This window comes from Microbacterium sp. 2FI, from assembly GCF_005502885.1.
GTDB lineage: Bacteria > Actinomycetota > Actinomycetes > Actinomycetales > Microbacteriaceae > Microbacterium.
In genome coordinates, this window is the sequence record NZ_SCMR01000022.1 from 29,838 (window position 1) to 47,286 (window position 17,449).

Annotated in this window: 11 protein-coding genes; 7 read left to right on the plus strand and 4 right to left on the minus strand. The window is 69.1% G+C overall.

Translation table 11 applies throughout. The annotated features are described in order from the left end of the window. The first annotated feature begins 40 nt into the window (after positions 1–40). The 4 genes from FFS15_RS15380 to FFS15_RS15395 are packed head-to-tail and all read left to right on the plus strand — an operon-like array spanning position 41 to position 2,965. Positions 41–430: a GntR family transcriptional regulator gene (locus tag FFS15_RS15380; RefSeq protein ID WP_137845927.1), complete on the plus strand. Its 390-nt coding sequence runs from the start codon at positions 41–43 to the stop codon at positions 428–430. Continuing rightward, a complete protein-coding gene (locus FFS15_RS15385; protein WP_137845928.1) occupies positions 427–1,344 on the plus strand; it encodes an ABC transporter ATP-binding protein in 918 nt (305 codons plus the stop codon). Before FFS15_RS15380 ends, FFS15_RS15385 begins: the two co-directional genes overlap by 4 nt. Then, positions 1,341–2,027, plus strand: coding sequence for a hypothetical protein (locus tag FFS15_RS15390; RefSeq protein ID WP_137845929.1), 687 nt, complete (start codon positions 1,341–1,343; stop codon positions 2,025–2,027). Before FFS15_RS15385 ends, FFS15_RS15390 begins: the two co-directional genes overlap by 4 nt. Positions 2,028–2,065: 38 nt before the next feature. After that, positions 2,066–2,965: a hypothetical protein gene (locus tag FFS15_RS15395; protein WP_137845930.1), complete on the plus strand. Its 900-nt coding sequence runs from the start codon at positions 2,066–2,068 to the stop codon at positions 2,963–2,965. Positions 2,966–2,986: 21 nt separating this feature from the next. On the opposite strand, the gene FFS15_RS15400 is transcribed toward FFS15_RS15395, so the two are convergent. Further along, positions 2,987–3,280: a chorismate mutase gene (locus FFS15_RS15400; protein ID WP_137845931.1), complete on the minus strand. Its 294-nt coding sequence runs from the start codon at positions 3,278–3,280 to the stop codon at positions 2,987–2,989. Between the two features lie 82 nt (positions 3,281–3,362). On the opposite strand from FFS15_RS15400, the gene FFS15_RS15405 reads away from it, so the two are divergent. Beyond that, the gene (locus tag FFS15_RS15405) at positions 3,363–4,574 is read left to right on the plus strand and encodes an AI-2E family transporter (RefSeq protein ID WP_137845932.1); all 1,212 of its coding nucleotides are present in this window, start codon (positions 3,363–3,365) and stop codon (positions 4,572–4,574) included. A gap of 85 nt (positions 4,575–4,659) precedes the next feature. On the opposite strand, the gene FFS15_RS15410 is transcribed toward FFS15_RS15405, so the two are convergent. Both FFS15_RS15410 and FFS15_RS15415 read right to left on the minus strand, forming a co-directional pair. Further along, positions 4,660–5,847 carry a beta-propeller fold lactonase family protein gene (locus FFS15_RS15410; RefSeq protein WP_137845933.1) on the minus strand — a complete coding sequence of 396 codons (1,188 nt, stop codon included), beginning with the start codon at positions 5,845–5,847 and terminating at the stop codon, positions 4,660–4,662. A 7-nt stretch (positions 5,848–5,854) separates the two neighbouring features. Beyond that, complete coding sequence (locus FFS15_RS15415) at positions 5,855–7,141, minus strand: adenylosuccinate synthase (protein ID WP_137845934.1); 1,287 nt, start codon at positions 7,139–7,141, stop codon at positions 5,855–5,857. A gap of 88 nt (positions 7,142–7,229) precedes the next feature. On the opposite strand from FFS15_RS15415, the gene FFS15_RS15420 reads away from it, so the two are divergent. Further along, positions 7,230–7,961: a Pr6Pr family membrane protein gene (locus FFS15_RS15420; RefSeq protein ID WP_249354111.1), complete on the plus strand. Its 732-nt coding sequence runs from the start codon at positions 7,230–7,232 to the stop codon at positions 7,959–7,961. Positions 7,962–7,979: 18 nt separating this feature from the next. Here FFS15_RS15420 and FFS15_RS15425 read toward each other — a convergent pair whose 3' ends face one another. After that, positions 7,980–16,463, minus strand: coding sequence for a DUF5979 domain-containing protein (locus FFS15_RS15425; RefSeq protein ID WP_137845935.1), 8,484 nt, complete (start codon positions 16,461–16,463; stop codon positions 7,980–7,982). A 224-nt stretch (positions 16,464–16,687) separates the two neighbouring features. On the opposite strand from FFS15_RS15425, the gene FFS15_RS15430 reads away from it, so the two are divergent. Next, positions 16,688–17,425 (plus strand): Pr6Pr family membrane protein, encoded by a 738-nt coding sequence (locus tag FFS15_RS15430; protein WP_137845936.1) that lies wholly within the window; start codon positions 16,688–16,690, stop codon positions 17,423–17,425. Positions 17,426–17,449 lie beyond the last annotated feature (24 nt).

Here is a 17,449-nt window from a genome sequence, read left to right on the forward strand (position 1 = left end):
GTTAGTTAGTCAAGTAACTAACCGACCAAGAAGGAGTGGTGTGATCGAAGAAGGCAGGGCGCTCTTCCTGCAGATCGCGGAGAGCGTCGAGGACTCGATCATCGACGGGAGCCTGGCCGAAGAGGCGCAGGCGCCGTCGACGAACGAGCTCGCCGCCTTCTACCGCATCAACCCCGCCACCGCCGCCAAGGGCATCGGCCTGCTCGTCGACAAGGGCGTGCTGCAGAAGCGCCGAGGCATCGGCATGTTCGTGGCCCCCGGTGCCCGCGCGATGCTCCTCGCCGAGCGGCGCACCGTCTTCGCCGACCGTTTCCTCGATCCGCTGCTCGCCGAGGCCCGAAAGCTGGGCCTCGACGCCTCCGACCTCCGCGCGCTCCTGAATGAGCGGGCCGCGGCATCCGACCCCACCACCGAAGGGAACCCCCGATGACCGCCGTGATCGAGGTGACGAACCTCACCAAGCGCTATCGCGAGACGCTCGCCGTCGACGACGTGAGCTTCGCGATCGAGAAGGACACCATCTACGGCCTGCTCGGCCGCAACGGCGCCGGGAAGACGACGGTCATGTCGATCCTCACGGCGCAGAACTTCGCCACGAGCGGCGACGTCCGCGTCTTCGGCGAGGATCCGTACGAGAACGCGCACGTGCTCGGGCGCATGTGCTTCGTGCGCGAGAGCCAGAAGTATCCCGACGACGCCCTCCCCCGCCATGCGTTCGAGATGGCGCGCCTGTTCTTCCCGAACTGGAGCCAGGAGCTCGCCGAGCGCCTCATCGCCGAGCTGCAGCTGCCGATGAAGCGGCGCATCAAGAAGCTCTCGCGCGGGCAGCTGTCGGCGGTCGGCGTCATCATCGGGCTCGCCTCGCGTGCCGAGATCACCTTCTTCGACGAGCCCTACCTCGGCCTCGACGCCGTCGCACGGCAGATCTTCTACGACCGGCTGCTCGAGGACTACACCGAGCACCCGCGCACGGTCATCCTCTCGAGTCACCTGATCGACGAGGTGTCGAACCTCATCGAACGCGTGCTCGTGATCGACGGCGGGCGGATCATCATGGACGAGGAGACGGATGCCGTGCGCGATCGCGCCGCGAACATCGTCGGCGACGCGGCGGCGGTCGACGCGTTCGTCGCGGGGCGCGAGGTGATCCATCGCGAGTCCCTCGGCCACGTGGCCTCGGTGACGGTCCTCGGCACGCTCACGGCAGCCGACCGCGAGCGCCTGGCCTCCGCCGGCCTCGACGTCGCGCCGGTGTCGCTTCAGCAGCTCATCGTCCGTGTCACCCAGCACGCTGCGGAAGCTTCGACGAATGCCTCCACCCTCGACGAAGGAGCCCTGCGATGAGCCGCACCCTGAATGTCGTCCGCATGCAGCTGGTCAACCGGCAGACCTACATCTGGATCCCGCTTCTCATCCTCGCCGGCTCCTTCCTGCTGAGCCTCGCGGTCTACGCCCTGATCCCGACCGACGAGCCGAAGTACGGCGGGGGCGCGCAGGCTCCGCTGTGGTACTTCCTGGCGGTCGGCGTGCAGGCGCTCACCCTCTCCTTCCCGTTCTCGCAGGCGATGAGTGTGTCGCGGCGCGAGTTCTACCTCGGGACCCTGCTCACCGCGGCCCTCACCTCGACGATCCTCGCGGCGATCTTCGTCGTCGGCGGCTTCATCGAATCGGCGACGAACGGCTGGGGCATGAACGGCTGGTTCTTCCGTCTCGATTGGGTGTGGGAATCCGGGCCCCTGGGCGCTGCGCTCTTCTACTTCGTCAGCGCGATGCTCTTCTTCGTCACCGGGTTCTGGGCCGCGACCATCTACAAGAGATGGGGCGGCCTGTGGCTCACCGTCGTGCTCGTCGGCCTCGGCGCCCTGTTCGTGCTGGCGCTGTTCGTCGTCGGGCGCCTCGAGGCCTGGGTGCAGGTCTTCACGTGGTTCGCGACTCAGGGCGCGGTCGGTCTCGCGCTGTGGGGCATCGTCGTGATCGCGGCCCTCGCCGCGATCGCGTTCGGCACGCTGCGCCGCGCGGTGCCCTGAGCGGAGGCCGTTGGGCATCGACGGCTAGAGTGGCGCGGATGGAGACGACGCGCCTGACCCACGTGGACGAGTCGGACGCCGCGCCCCTGGGCGCGGCACCACTCCCGCGAACGGATGCCGAGCTCTCCGAACGGCTGTGGGAGATCGTCACCGGATCCCTTGAGGAACCCCGCGACGGCTGGGCATCGGTGCCGGGTGTGACCGCGCTGTTCGGGGCGCACCCCGGCATCGCGAGTGCGGCCCTCGACCTCACCGGGTTCACGGTCGGCACGCCCGCGACCCCGCCGGCAGACCCGGTGACGCCGCCCGTCCCCCCGCGCAACGCCGAGATCGCGACATCGACACCCGCGCAGATCGACCGTCTGAGCTTCATCGCCGCTCCCCTGGAGGTCTGGGGTGTGCGGGTGCACGCGACCTTCGACGCGGAGGACATACCGGTCGAGTGGATCACCGACACGGCCGGCGAACTGTGGCTGCGCGTCGACGAGACCCGAGCCGATCAGCTGCGAGCGCGCTTCCGTGTGAGAGTCGCCGTGGACGCTGCTCGCGAGGGCCTGCGCACCGTGCTCACCCAGGCTCTCGCGGCCGAGCGGCTCACACTGAGCGACTTCGACATGGACGTGCGGGCGAAGCGGCGCGGGGTCGTCGAGGCGTCCGGCCAGGCGCGACTGCGTCGCGGCATCCTGTCGGCGAAAGCCCGCGCCCGCGCCGTGGTTCGCCTGGATCCCCGACGCATGACCGCGACTGTCGAGCGGGTCTCGGTGCGCAGCGCGAATCCGTTCGTCGCCCTCGCATTGCTGGCGGCACGTTCGCACATCCGCGCTGCGCAGGGTCAGGTCATCGATCTCAACGCCTCGATGCCCGCGGGTGTGCGCCTGAGCGCTCTCACCGTCGACGTCGAACAGGGCGTGCTGGTAGTCGAGGGGCGCCTCGGCTGACACGCACCCGGCTCGGGGTCGTCAGCGCCCGTCGGCCGCTTCGGTGTGGTGGCGGATCACCTCGGCCACGACGAAGTTGAACCACTTCTCGGCGAACGCGGGATCGAGTTCGGCCTCGATCGCGAGGCGGCGAAGACGCTCGAGCTGCTGCTCTTCGCGGGCGGGATCGGAAGCCGGCATCCCGTGATCGGCCTTCAGGTGGCCGACCTGCTTGGTCGCCTTGAAGCGCTCGGCAAGGAGATACACGAGCGACGCGTCGATGTTGTCGATGCTGCTGCGCAGGCGTCGCAGGGTGGTCGTCGGGTCCTCGGTCATAGGGGTCCTCCTCGTGCCTCGACGATACCCGAGGCTCGCCACACAGCATGGGCGCGTGTCACCTCACCCCTAGAGTGAGTCCATGACTGACGCGACGACGCCCGCCGACCCGCCCGCGGGTGCCGGATCCGGCCCTCTCTCCGCCGACCCCGCCGCCGGCACGGATGCCGCGACCGTCGTCTCCGCCGACACCGGCGCCGTCATGGTCGCCGCCACCGCCCCCGCCGACCGCGGGGGCAAGCCGTTCTGGGCGCGCCTGGACAGTCCGTTCAGTGTCGGATTCCTGCTGACCTTCGGCGGCCTGGCCGCGGTGCTGCTCGGACTCGCACTCGCGAACATCGTCACGGTGCTCATCTACATCGCGTTCGCCATGTTCGCGGCCCTCGGCCTCGATCCCGTCATCAAGTGGTTCATGCGCCACAACGTCAAGCGCCCGTGGGCCATCACGATCGTCTTCCTCATCTTCGGCGTCGTGCTGGCGGGCCTCGTCATGCTCGTCGTTCCGACCCTCATCGAGCAGATCGGAGCGTTCATCACCGGCATCCCCGACACGATCGCGAACTTCGAGGACTCCGACTTCTTCGCGTGGCTCGAGACGATCTTCGGGGCCGGACTCGGAACGCTGGTCAACGACCTCGAGGCGTGGATCACCAACCCGGCGAACATCGCCGCCATCTCGGGCGGCCTGCTGAAGGTCGGCGCAGGGATCGCCACGGCAATCTCGGGCGGGCTCATCGTCATCGTCCTGACCCTGTACTTCATCGCCTCGCTCCCCGCGATCAAGGAGTCGCTGACGCAGTTCGCCCCCGCTCGCAACCGCGCGAAGGTGCGCTCGATGACGAACGAGATCACCGACTCGGTCGGCAGCTACCTCATGGGCATGGTGCTGCTGGCGTTCTTCAACTCGATCGTCGCGTTCACGCTCCACGCCATCCTGCAGCTGCCCTTCCCGCTGCTCATGGGTGTGCTCGCCTTCGCGATCACGATCATCCCGCTCGTGGGTCCGGTGCTCTACTGGATCACAGCGTCGCTGCTCGCCCTGTTCACCGATCCGGTGACGGCGCTGATCTTCTCGATCGCATACCTCATCTACATCCAGATCGAGGCCTACGTCATCACCCCGAAGGTGATGAGCAAGGCGATCGCGATCCCCGGTTCGCTCGTCGTGATCGGCGCCCTGATCGGCGGCACGTTGCTCGGGCTGCTGGGTGCTCTCATCGCGGTGCCCGTCACCGCGTCGATACTGCTGATCATCAAGCAGGTCTTCCTGCCGAAGCAGGACGCGAAAATTTGAGCCGGGCCGGATCAATGCGAGCGCAGCCCGCGTTGATGCGGTGCGACTCAAGATCGAGTAGGCGCGCCAGCGCCGTATCGAGATCTCAGTTCCAGGGCAGCAGGCAGGTCGGCGACGGCACCTCGGCGCGGTGACGCACGCGCCCGGGCACCCCGTACCGGGTGTCGAGGGTGAGCGAGGCGACCTCGTTCGAGAGCTGACCTGTGACCAGCAGCATGTCGCGCACGATCACGTGGTGCCGGGGCCAGTCGACCCCGGCCTCGACCAGCGCGACGGGCTCGAGGTGCGATCCGTCGCCGCGGACGCGCAGCGTCGCGAGCGTGTTGCTGCCGCGAACGCCGGCGTAGACGAAATCGCCGTCGCGCGACGACGCGAGCTCGGCCGCGGTATCGCCCGGCAGGGTTCCGACGCCGAGCGGAGCGCCGCCCACCACGTGCCACGAGCCGTCGACCGCGGCGGCGAGCACGAACACCTCGCACGAGAGTTCGGCCACGACGTAGAGGTGCCCGCTCGGGTGGAACACCATGTGGCGCGGGCCGCTGCCCTTCGGCAGCACGACCTGCTGCACGACGCGGAGCCCCTGCCTGCCCACGCGCCAGAACCGCACGAGGTCGAGCCCCATGTCGGTGGTCGCGATCAGCCCATCGTTCAGGAACCGCGTCTGGTGCGCGCGCGACGGACGGCGATCGGATGCCGCGGCCTCGGCCACCGCGGGTTCGGGCACGGGCTCGCGATCGTGCTCAGGGATGAGGTGGGCGAACTCGGTTCCGGCAGCCTCGCGCAGTGCACGAGAGGCGGCCGCGAGGTCGATCCCACCGCCGAGCGCCTCCGGCGCCGCTGCCGCATCGGGATCGTACGGATCCACCGCGGCGGGCGCGATGACCGGGGCCGAGGGCCTGCCGGTCGCATCGAGGTCCATGCGGACCACGCGGCCGTCGCTCCAGCACGCCGCGACGAGAGACCCGCCGTCCGGAGCGACGGCGACATGGCAGGTCGCCTCGCCCGCCGTGACGGGGGCGCCGAGAGCCGTGTACGAATCCTCGCCCGTGCGACGGAAGGCCTGCACCGCTCCGGTGCGCTCGAGGGCGGCGTAGACGACATCGAGCGACGGATGCTGCGCGAGCCACGACGGCGAGTCGGCGCGCGCGACCTCGCCCTCGTACGAGAGGGAACCGCCGGCATAGGCATCGTCTGCGGCGCCGGCGCGCAGCATCCCGATCCCCGTCGCCGCGCCGTCCATGTCGGCGGTGTACCCGCCCAGGAGGAACTTCACGCGAGCATCAGTCGACGAGATCGTGACGGACGATCACGGCATCGCGCGACGCGCCCACGCCGATGACCGAGATGCGCGTGCCGCTCATCGCCTCGAGCGCGAGGACGTACTCCTGCGCCTCGATCGGAAGCTCGTCGAACGTGCGTGCTCCCGAGATGTCCTGCTTCCACCCCGGGTAGTACTCCAGGATCGGCGTGGCGTGGTGGAAGTCGGACTGGCTCACCGGCACTTCGTCATAGCGCTGCCCGTCGACGTCGTACGCGACGCAGACCGGGATCTGCTCGAGGCCGGTGAGGATGTCGAGCTTGGTCAGCACGAGGTCGGTGATGCCGTTGATACGGGTCGCGTAGCGCGTGATCGGGGCGTCGTACCAGCCCACACGGCGGGGCCGCCCGGTGGTGGTGCCGAATTCGAACCCGCGCGAGCGCAGGAAGTCGCCGTTCTCGTCGAACAGCTCGGTGGGGAACGGGCCCGACCCGACGCGGGTCGTGTACGCCTTCACGATGCCGACGATCCGGTCGAGGCGGTTCGGACCGACTCCCGAGCCGGTCGAGGCGCCGCCCGCGGTCGCCGACGACGAGGTCACGAACGGGTAGGTGCCGTGGTCGACGTCGAGCATCGTCGCCTGGCCGCCCTCGAAGACGACGACCTCGCCGCGGTCGAGCGCTTCGCCGAGCAGCAGCCCGGTGTCGGCGACCATCGGGCGCAGCCGCTCGGCATAGGCGAGAAGATCGTCGACGATCTCGTCGACGGTGATCGACCGTCGGTTGAAGACCTTCACCAGCAGGTGGTTCTTGCCGTCGAGGGCGCCCTCGACCTTCTGGCGCAGGATGTTCTCGTCGAAGAGATCCTGCACCCGGATGCCGACGCGATTGATCTTGTCGGCGTAGGCCGGTCCGATGCCGCGACCCGTGGTGCCGATCTGGCGCTTGCCGAGGAAGCGCTCGGTGACCTTGTCGAGCGTGCGGTGGTACTGCGTGATGATGTGCGCGTTCGCGCTCACGCGCAGGCGCGAGGTGTCGAGGCCGCGGGCGTGAAGCGCCTCGAGCTCGTCGAAGAGCACCTCGAGGTCGATCACGACGCCGTTGCCGATCACGGCGTTGACGCCCGGGGACAGGATGCCGGAGGGGAGAAGGTGCAGTGCGTACTTCTCGTCGCCGATCACAACGGTGTGGCCGGCGTTGTTGCCGCCGTTGAACTTTACGACCCAGTCGGTGCGGTCCCCGAGCAGGTCTGTGGCCTTGCCCTTGCCCTCGTCCCCCCACTGGACTCCGACGATCACGATGCCTGGCATGGGCTACTCCCCCGTTATCGGACGGTTACACCCCATCCTATCGACCCGGCTCCGTCACACCCGCGTGTGCCGTCGATATGGTCGAGCTATGACGCAGCGCTCTCCGATGGATGCTCTCTGGCCGTTCGTGCGGATCGGCACGACCGGCCTCGTGCTCGCCGCCGTCGCCGCGCAGCTCTCGCGCACCATTCAGCGCGCCCTCGCCGCCGAGACCGCCTACGCCGGCGACATCCCCACCGTCATCACCAATTTCCTGAGTTACTTCACGATCCAGTCGAACCTGGCCGCCGCCGTCGTGCTGGCGATCGCGGCGATCTGGGCGTGGACGAAGGGCCGGGATGCCGATGCCGAGCCCCGCGGGCTCGCGATCGCCCTCGCGTGCGTGAGCACGTACATGATCGTCACCGGCATCGTCTACAACACGCTGCTGCGCGGAGTGGCTCTCGACCAGGGAGTGACGGTGCCGTGGTCGAACGAGGTGCTGCACGTCGTCGTCCCGGTGATCCTGCTGCTCGACGTCCTCTTCGCGCCCCGCCGGCGCGCGCTCGGGTGGGCGACGGTCGGGATCGTCGCGATCTACCCGATCGTGTGGGCGGTGTACACGCTCCTGCGCGCGCCGTTCATCGTCGCACCGGCCACCGGCACGTCGTACTGGTACCCGTATCCGTTCCTCGACCCGAACCTGGTCCCCGGCGGCTACCTCGGCGTCGCGGCGTACATCGCCGGGATCGCGGTCGCGATCGTGGGCGTCGGGCTCCTCGTGATCTGGATCGGCCGGGTGCGGGCCTCGCGTCGCGAGGCCCGCACCGCGGCGGTGTGACGCCCGGGCGCGCGGAGGTCACACCGGGCGCCGCCGGCGCGTGAGGAGCATCAGCACCGCACCGCCGAGGATCAGGGTCGCGGCGACTCCGCCGGCCACCACCACCGGCACCGTGTCCGATCCCGTCGCAGGAAGAGGCGGAAGGAAGGTGTTCTCGAGCACGAACGACTGCTCGACACCGGGGTGGATGACGAAGAACCCGACCCTCGTGCCGCCGCCGGGAGCCACCAGTCCGATCTCGTCGCCGTTCTCGTCGAGAAGCCGCTTCGAGTCCGCTCCGCCATCGTCCGTCTCGGCGATGCCGCAGAGCGCACCGGCGGGCAGGATCTCGTACGTCGTCTCGTACCCGTTGGCGGCGTTGAGCTCTCGCACGGCGCCGCCCGGGATGTCGACGAGAGCGATGCCGCTCGCCGGATCGATGCACTCGACGGTCACCTCGAACGGTCCTGCGCCGAACTGGTCGGCGCCTCCGCCGACCACGAGCTTGTCCACCCGCACGCTGCCGATGAGGAACGTGTTCGTGGCGGTGACCACGACAGGAGCCTCGTCATCGGACGACCCGATCGTCGCCGGCGAACCGGAGATCTCGTGGCTGTCGGCCACCGAGTCGTCGGGTTCGGTCACGCGGCAGACCGCGCCGGTGGGGATGCCCTCGATCGTGACGGTCTCTCCGGCACCGATCTCGACGTCGGCGTTGTAGACCACCCTCGGCACCAGCTCGCCGTCGGCCAGCGTGCACGTGACGTGGAGCGTGAACGGTCCCTGGCCGAAGTACTCGGCTCCGGCGCCGTCGACGACCTTCGCCAGTTCGAGCGGGCCGGAGTCGAAGAAGTTCAGCACGGTGATGACCGCGGGGTCGCCCTCGCCCACGGTCGCCGTGCCGACGGCCGGGTCGCCGGCGTTGGGGGTGATGGTGACCGTTCCCGCCCCGCCGTCGTACGTCTCGGTGAGCGTGCACTCGGCGCCGACCGGCAGCCCGAGGTACGAGGCGCTGTAGTCGTTGTCGGCGTCGAGCTCACGCGTCGCACCGCCGACGAAGAGAGCGGGGTCGAGGTCGACGACCTCGCCGTTGACCTCCCAGCTGCAGGAGAGTTCGACCTCGAAGGTGGTGTCGGCGCCGATCTCGGCGCCCGCGCCGTCGAACTCCTTCACGACATCGATCGCACCTGTGGCGAACGTGTTGGTCACCGTGATCGTGACCGGCTCGGTCGCATCGGGGTCGACCGTCACCGGATCGGTCGGGCTGATCGACACCTCGGCGTTCGCGGTGTCGGTCTCCTCGACTGAGCACAGGGCGCCGTCGGGAAGACCCTCGTAGGTCGTCGACAGTCCACCGTCGACCGAGAGCGTGCGCACCGGCTCATCGATCTCGATCTGCTCGCCCTGCCACACGCAGGTCATGGTGATCTCGAATTCGCCGATCGCCCAGCGGGCGCCGAGCCCGGGAGAGATCTCCTTCTCGACGGTGATCGCACCGAGGTCGAACACGTTGTCGATCGACACCTCGGCCGGTTCGGGCGTGCCGTCATCATCGGCATCCGTGACGGTGACCGTGACCGTCTCGGGATCTATCACGACATCGCTGGCGCCACCGTCGTCGGGCTCGGTGATCGTGCACTCCGCTCCGGGAGGAAGCGCCTCGTACACGACGACGTCGGTCTCGCCCGCAGCCGTGATCTCGAGGGTGCGGTCGGCGCCGTCGGGAATCGCGATCGGCTCACCCTGGTACGTGCAATCGAGGTGAACGGTGAAGGTTCCGATGCCGTACGGGTCGGCGCCGTCGCCCGAGGTCGACTTCGTGACCGCGATGCTGCCGACCGCGAAGGTGTTGACGACCGAGAACTGCGGCTGCGCGTCGGCCTCCACGAGGAAGATGCCGGCCCGCTCGCCGTTCTCATCCACGATCTCGCTCGACGTCGACCCGCCGGTCTCGGACTCGAACATCGCGCAGGCCGCTCCAGCCGGCAGTCGCTCGAACGAGGCCGTCCATGCCGGATCGCTGCCGGCGGTGAGGGTGCGGGTGCGACCGCCGGGGATGTCGACGATGAGGGTGCCGCTGGTCAGGTCGACGCAGATGATCGTCACCTCGAAGCTGTCGGCTGCCCAGCGCGTGTCGCCCTCGAAGACCTTCGTCACGGTGACGCTGCCCTCGTCGTAGATATTGGTGACCTGCACCGTCACGGCGGCGTCGGCGCCGATGGTCACCTCGGCGGGGTCGATCACGGTCTCGCTGGCGAACCCGTCGTCGGTCTCGGTGACCGTGCACACGGATCCGGTCGCGATGTCGTCGATCATGACGGGAGCGTCGACGTCGAGCGTCAGGTCGCCGTCCCACGTGGTGAGCTCGCCCAGCACGCAGGTGACGTGAACCGCGTACGGCCCCTCGGCGAACGGCGAGTCGACCGGGTCGAGAAGCTTCTCGACGGTGAGCGAACCGACGTCGTACGCGTTGACGAAGGCCACCTCGTTCGTGATGGCGTCGTCCGCGTCGGGAGTGAGCACGATCGTCGCCGACGTGCCGTCCGCGGCCGGCGTGGTCACGTCGGCCGTCGCGCTCGCGACCGTGGTGGATGCCGCGCCGTTCGTGTCGGTCTCGGACACCGTGCACTCCGCACTGGCGGGCAGCCCGTCGAGGGTGACGACGTCGCCGTCGACGATCGTGAACTCCATCGGGTCGTTGGCGTCGTACCCGTCGGCGAACACAGCCGCGCCGAGATAGGTGCATGTCACGCCCACTTCGAAGGGGCCGTAGTCGATGGGCTCGCCATCGGCGTCGAGCGCCGCGCTCTCCACCGTCTTGGTCACCTCGAGCCCGGCGAGGAGGTACTCATTGTCGATCGTGATGGTCGCAAGTCCCTGTTCAGGCTCGACCGCGATCACCGTGTCGGGGTCGACGGTGAAGTCCGCCTGACCCTGATCGGATTCGCTGAGCGTGCACTCGGATCCCCACGGCAGTCCCGTGACCACCTCGGGCGTGCCGGGAGTCACCACGACGCTCGCCGCGGGGTCGATCTCGACGCCGACGGACGTGCAGACGACGTCGACGGTGAACGAGTCGGGCGCATAGCCGATCCCGTCTCCGCTCAGCTCCTTCCGCACCGAGATGCCCCCGGTCGCGAGCGCAGCGCCGACCTTGGTCCCTTCGCTCGGCACCATCACCTGGCCGCCGCCCGCGGTGGTCTGCTCCTCGGTCGTGTGTGCGCCGACGGCGACGGAGTTCCAGGCGATCGTGTCGTCGCCGGCGGTCTCGCTCACGGGAGGTGTGATGGTCGGGGCGTCGATCAGGATCGATTCGCCGGGCGCCAGGGGATTGTCGGGCATGTCGATGACGGTGCGGACTCCGGTGATCAGCGCCTGGTCGACCGAGCCCGGTGCGACCCAGTAGCCTGCGCCGCAGGCCTCGAGCGGGTCTCCGGGCGCGCCCGGTGCCGAAAGGTCGTCGGCGCAGACTCCGGGGTCGGTCGTGACGGTGAAGGTGATCACCGCGCCGTCGGGCAGCCGCACGGGGACGAGCTCGCTCGCCTCGAGGATCGGCGACCACGCGGATTCACGCGGAAGGTCGCTGATCGCACCGGTGTCTCCGGGCGTCGGAAGGAGGTCGACCATCACGAGGCGATCGAGGTCCACGTTGCCGGTGTTCTGCACGCCGAACCGCCAGTGCACGGTGTCTCCCGGCTTCGAGCGCGGGACGCAGGGGAACCAGTAGAAGCCTTCACCGTCGGGGTCGACGAGCTCGCCGGTGTTCGGTGCCTCGCATCCCTCGGCGCTTCCATCGCGATAGTCGAAGGCGCCGAGCTCGGTGTCTTCGGCGCGTACGAACTTGCCCGAGCGCACCGCTCCCGCGATGAGCGGCGTCACCGTCGCCGTGTCGGCACACTCGTCGACGGGTACGCCGCCGCCGTTGCAGCTGTCGAACTGGCGGTCGCCCGTGATCGTCGCGACGTTGTCCACCGGGATGCCGCCGGGAACGCCGGGCGCGAAGACCATGTCGATCGAGATGGTGTACGACTGGCCGACCTCCAGCACCGACCCCGTGGGGAAGGTGAAGGTGATCGCGCCGGTCGCCTCGTCGACGGATGCAGTGACCGAGGCGGCGTCTTCGGGAAGCGCCAGCCCGGTGGGAGGTTCCGGCGCGGCGCCCTCCAGGTCGTACGCGAAGGGATCGGTCGCGTCGGGGTTCACAATGAGCGTGCCGGATGCGGTCGGGTCATCGGTGATCACCGGGTTCACGATGGGCCAGTCGCCCGTGTTCGTCACCGTGATCTCGTAGGGGATCGACTGACCCGGCGCGTACACGCCCGTCGGCTGCTTGTCGATCTCGACCGCCGTCGTCGCGTGCTGGTAATAGATCACGTCGGTCGCCTGGTCCGTGACCGTGCCGATCTGCCCGATCGCACAGACGGGGGCGAGTATCGCACACGCCGTCGCGTTGGTCTCGTTGGTGAACTCGCCCGCGGCGGCCTCGCCGGGAGCAGCTTCGTTGCCCGCAAGGTCGCTGGGCACCGGACCTCCGGTGTGCAGTTCCGCGCGGCGCTGCACGAGCACCGGCACCTCCTGCAGCGGGTTGACCGGGTTCTCCCACTGCACCGGGGTTCCCGTGCCGTCGACGGACTGGAACTCGAACCGGATCGCGTTCACATCGGCGGCATTCGCCCCGTCGGGCAGCGGATCCGCGATGAACGCGGCGAGGTCTGCGGCATCCACCCACTCCCCCGCGGTCCACGCGCCACCCACGTGAACGACGCCCGATCCGATGTCGACGAACGAACCACCTGTGCGGACGACCATCTTCACCTGGTTGATGGGCGTCGCAAGCGTGAACGACGGATCGATGCCGACGAAGTCGAAGGCGTTCCAGAACGTGGGCGCGGTGTCGCTGATCGCCATGCCGCCCACGCGCGCCGAGGTCTCGATCGTGGGCTGACCCGTCAGGGTCATCACGACCGGGTCGTCGTCCGGCTCGACCTGCACGTCGGGCGCAAAGGACTTGCCCGCCTCGACCCCGATCTCGAGCTCCGCGAGGGTGACCGATGCGTCCGCATCGGCGGCGGGAATATTGCCGGCGGCCCCGCCGCCGGCGTCGTCGACCGTCGCCTGGGCTCGGTTGTCGACAGGGCTGTCCGTCACCGACACCCGGGTGCCGGGCTGTCCCCGAACGTCCTCGCGGAGGCGCAGATCCATCTCGACGACCGCGACGGCGCCCGCGTCGATGCGGCCGTCGTGCGTGACGAGGATTCCGACCACGTCGACGAGCTCACCCGAGGTCATGCCGAGCGCCGTGCTCACGTCGACGTCCTGCGTGTCATCGACGACGCCGTCCTGATCGCTGTCGAGACTCAGTGTCACGACCGTGCTCTCGGTGCCCGGCGGAACGCTGATCTGCCGGATGTCGTACAGATCGAACCACGTGAACGGATTCTCGTCCGCGGTCGGCCCCGGATCGGCGATCATCATCGTGTCGACCTTCGCCGCCGTGCGGTTCGTCGCCGTCAGCTGCACGCGCCCGGTCGGATATGCATCCTGGGGTGTGCCGTCCGGCGGGATGCCGAAGGGGCTGTTGGACCAGGTCTTGGTGAGGTCGACGTTGAGGGGCACGTCGAGGATGGCGATCGTGTCGGAGTCCTCGGTGCCGATGACCTCCTGGCCGGCGGAGTCGGTGCCGGTCACCGACGCGACGTCGAGCACGGTGCCGATCGCGGGGTCGGCGTCGTCGATGTTGTAGTCGAGCGAGCCGATGACCGGCTGGCTCGCATCGGAGCGCAGGTAGTCGCGCAGCGCGATGTCGATGACGACATCGCGGTCGTTGCCCGACGAACGGGCGACGCCGCTGCCGACGGGAGGCGCGGTCAGGTCGCCCTCGGCGGTCTGCGCGCGCGTCGGACTCTCCGCCACGAGGAGGCGGATGCCGAGCGCGCGTTGGCGATCGGCATCGGTCAGCGTCACGCCCGGGAACGTGCCGTCGCACGCGGCCGGACACGGGTCGTTCTCGAGGTCCTCCCACGAGTCGCCGTCCCACAGCTGCACCGCGGTGATCTGGTCGAACTCCAGGTGCGGATCCATCGCATCGGTGATGGCGGCGACGCCCGTGATGTCGAACGCATCCCAGAAGGAGTCCGCCACGCCGAGTGCCGGCGGCGCGGGCGGCGGCGCTGCCTCGTCCTGGATGACGACCTGCTCGACGCCGCTCAGTCCGCCGGTGGACCAGTGGAGGGTGATCTCCGCGGTCGCCTGCGACCGGGCAGTCACCACGTTCGGGTCGATCTGCTTGTCGAGGACGTCCGGACCGTCCCCGTCGGGGTCGTACGGATCGATGTTCGTCTCGGCGCAGGCTGTGTCGTCGTCGGTGGGCGTGGACTGCAGTCCGCCCGCACCCTCGGCCTCGCCGAGCGCACAGTTGGCGAGCAGCGCAGGCGGCGTGACGACCGTGGTGGTGTCGCGCTCGGTCTCGCGCACCTCTGCGGTGAAGTGCGGCTCGACCGTGGTTCCCGGCGGGAACGGCTGACCGTCGTCGGCGGTGAAGGTGAACTGCAGCCCCTGGATGAGGTCCTGCTCGTCGGCGGGGATGTCCATGCTGAACACCGTCGGGCCCTCGACGACGACCGGCTGGTCGTCCTCGTCGAGCAGCGGCACCCACGCGGAGCCGTTCCAGTACGTGATCGTGAGCGTGGCGCCGTCGGGCACCGCCGTCTCGGTGATCTCGGTGGCGTTGAAGAAGTCCCAGAAGGTGCCGTCGATCGGCGCAGGCACGACCGCGGGATCCTGCACCACGATGGTTGTCGCGTCCGTCGTCGACCGCGGGAATTCCGCGATCTGCGCGTCCAGCGTGACGAGCACCCATTCGCCCGGACGATCGAGCACCGCGTCGGGGTAGATGGACTTGCCGGTGATCACCTCGATGTGGGCCTCGTACACGAGCAGGTCGGCATCCACCTGCTCGGTGGAGGTTCCGCCGTTCGGGTCGGTGCCCGACACGTCGGCGACGTTGGTCAGCGTGGCGGGATAGCCCGCCTGGTCGGGGTCGGTCTGCACGTCGAAGGGGATGTCGGTGGAAGCTCCGTTGGGAATGTCGCCGGTGAAGGTGATCTCCCAGCGCACCACGTCTCCGCTCGGCGCCGGGGGCTCCTCCCCGTCGTCGAACGCCAACGGTCCATCAGAGGACCCGTCGTCGTAGTAGTACGTGATCGTCGCGCCGGTGGCGCCGTCGGGGTAGGCGATGCCGGCGGTGAAGCCGGCGAAGGCCATCGAGGTGTCGAAGCCGCCCGCCCACGGGTCGCCGGGATCGGTGAGCGCGGGCTCGGTGACGGTGAGTTCCGCCAGATCGAAGTCGCTCGCGTTCCCCGCCGTGATGGTGGCGGTCGAGGTGTCGCCGGCGGCGACCTCGGACGGATCGAACGACTTGTCGGCGATCAGATCGATGTCTGCCGCCACGATCTGGTGGGTGGCCGACCCGGTGTCGGTCTGCGACTCGCCGTCTCGCGAGACCTCGCCCTCGGCGATGTTGGTGACGGTGAGGTTGCCGGCGAGGTCTCCCACGTCGGCAGGATGCGCGAAGCCGATCTCCACACCGCCGGCAGCGTCCACCGGGATGCCCGAGCCGTCGGTGTCGGTGAAGACGATCTGAACGCCGATCACGTCCGTTGCCGGCACCGCCGGCGGCACCGGCTGATCGGGCGCTGTCGCGGGCGTGCCCTCGACCGGCCCGCCGTCGGTGATGTAGACGATCTGCGCGGTGTCGGCGCCTTGCGGATAGGAGACCGTGCCGACCCCGGTGAAGTCCAGCTGATCGAACGGGCTCGGCACCGCGGCGGGGTCGGCGGGATCGCTGATCACCAGCTGCTCGACGGCGGCGTTCGAGCTGTTGGTCACGGTCACGTCTGCGACCACGGGTTCCCCCGGGTTGGCGAGAGCGCTCGGGGGCGACATCGTCTTGTCGACCTCGGGGTCGAGGACGAGGGGAATGACCGGCGTCACCTCGACGGTGTCGGACAGTGGGCCGGAGGTCTGCGTGTCGGCATCCGTCGTCGCGGTGTTCGGAACGGGGATGCCGTTCGCGGAGTACGGCAGATCCTCGTCGGCGTGCACCTGGATGGTCACCGCGCCGGTCGAGCCGGCGGGAATGCCGACCGTACCGTCGGCCAGGGGAGCGGTGAAGTCCACCTCCACGCTCTGGCCGTCCTGCGCGATCGTGCCCTGCAGCCCCGCCGAGATCGACACGTCGTCGACGATGAACTCGTCGGGCACCTGGTCGACCAGGGAGGCGTTCGTGCAGCCGGCGAGCAGCGAAGTACACGTCAGGGTGATCGTGTAGGTGAAGGTGTCACCCGGCTGAACGGTGGTGACGCTCGCCGTCTTGATGACTTCGACGTCACCGTCGGCCGCCGCCGCCGCGGGGGTCGTGGCGACCAGCGCGCCACTGAGCCCCAGTGCGACTGCGGTCAGTGCCGCCAGCCATCGCCTCTGAGCCGCTCGTCGCCGAGCCTGCCGAACCTCACGCCGCTGCATCCGGAACCCCGCCTTTCCGTCCTCGGCCAGCCTAGGACGAACCTCCCGACACCCACCAGCGCGCGTCGCGAGACCTTGCAGGATGCCGCTTCGCGGCGGGTCGCTGCGAGCATGCTGGCGTTCAGGTATCACACGGGTCCACACTGTGCTCAACGAAGTCGACGGATCCGCCGTCGCAGTCGCCCGGGGCAGGCGGCTGGCACCACCGATCGAAAGGGGTTGTCATGCTCTGGTCTTGGCTCCGGATCGCCGCCGCGATCGTCGCCTTCTCGGGTGTCGTCGCCGGCTTCATCGTCAATGTCGACAGGGCTCAGCGCGAGGGGTGGGATCTCGGGCTCGTGCTGGCGAACTTCTTCAGCCTCTTCACGATCCTCACGACCCTCCTCAGCGTCACGGTGCTCCTCGCCGCCGGAATCTGGTCACTGCGGCATCCCGGAACCTCGCCCGAACCGGGCCTCATCGCCCTCGGCCTCGCGGCCGTGACCGTGCCGATCTTCCTCCTCGGTGTGGTCTACAACGTCCTCCTCCGCGATCCGCCGAGCGGCATCGCGCTGACCGACCCCCCGATGATCGCGTTCTTCGACTCGTGGGCGGTCGAGATCCTCCACGTGGTGATGCCGATCTATTTCCTGCTCGATCTGCTGTTCGCGCCCCGGCGCCGGGGGCTGCCGTGGCGGTCGCTCATCGTGATCGCGGCGTACCCGCTCACGTGGGCGGCGTACACGATGATCCGCGGCGAACTGGTCCCCAACCCCGACGGCAGCAACCCGTGGTGGTATCCGTACCCCTTCCTCGACCCGCACGGCGACGGCGGGTACGCCTCTGCGTTCACCTACCTCGCCGCGATGACGGCCGGGTTCCTCGCGATCGGCGCGATCATCATCGCGATCGGCCGGTTCCGCGAGAGGCGCGCCGCCGCCCGCAACGACTCCGCCCCGGCCGTCGACGCGGTCCCCGTCTGACACCCGGCGGGCCGCCCTGGCGCC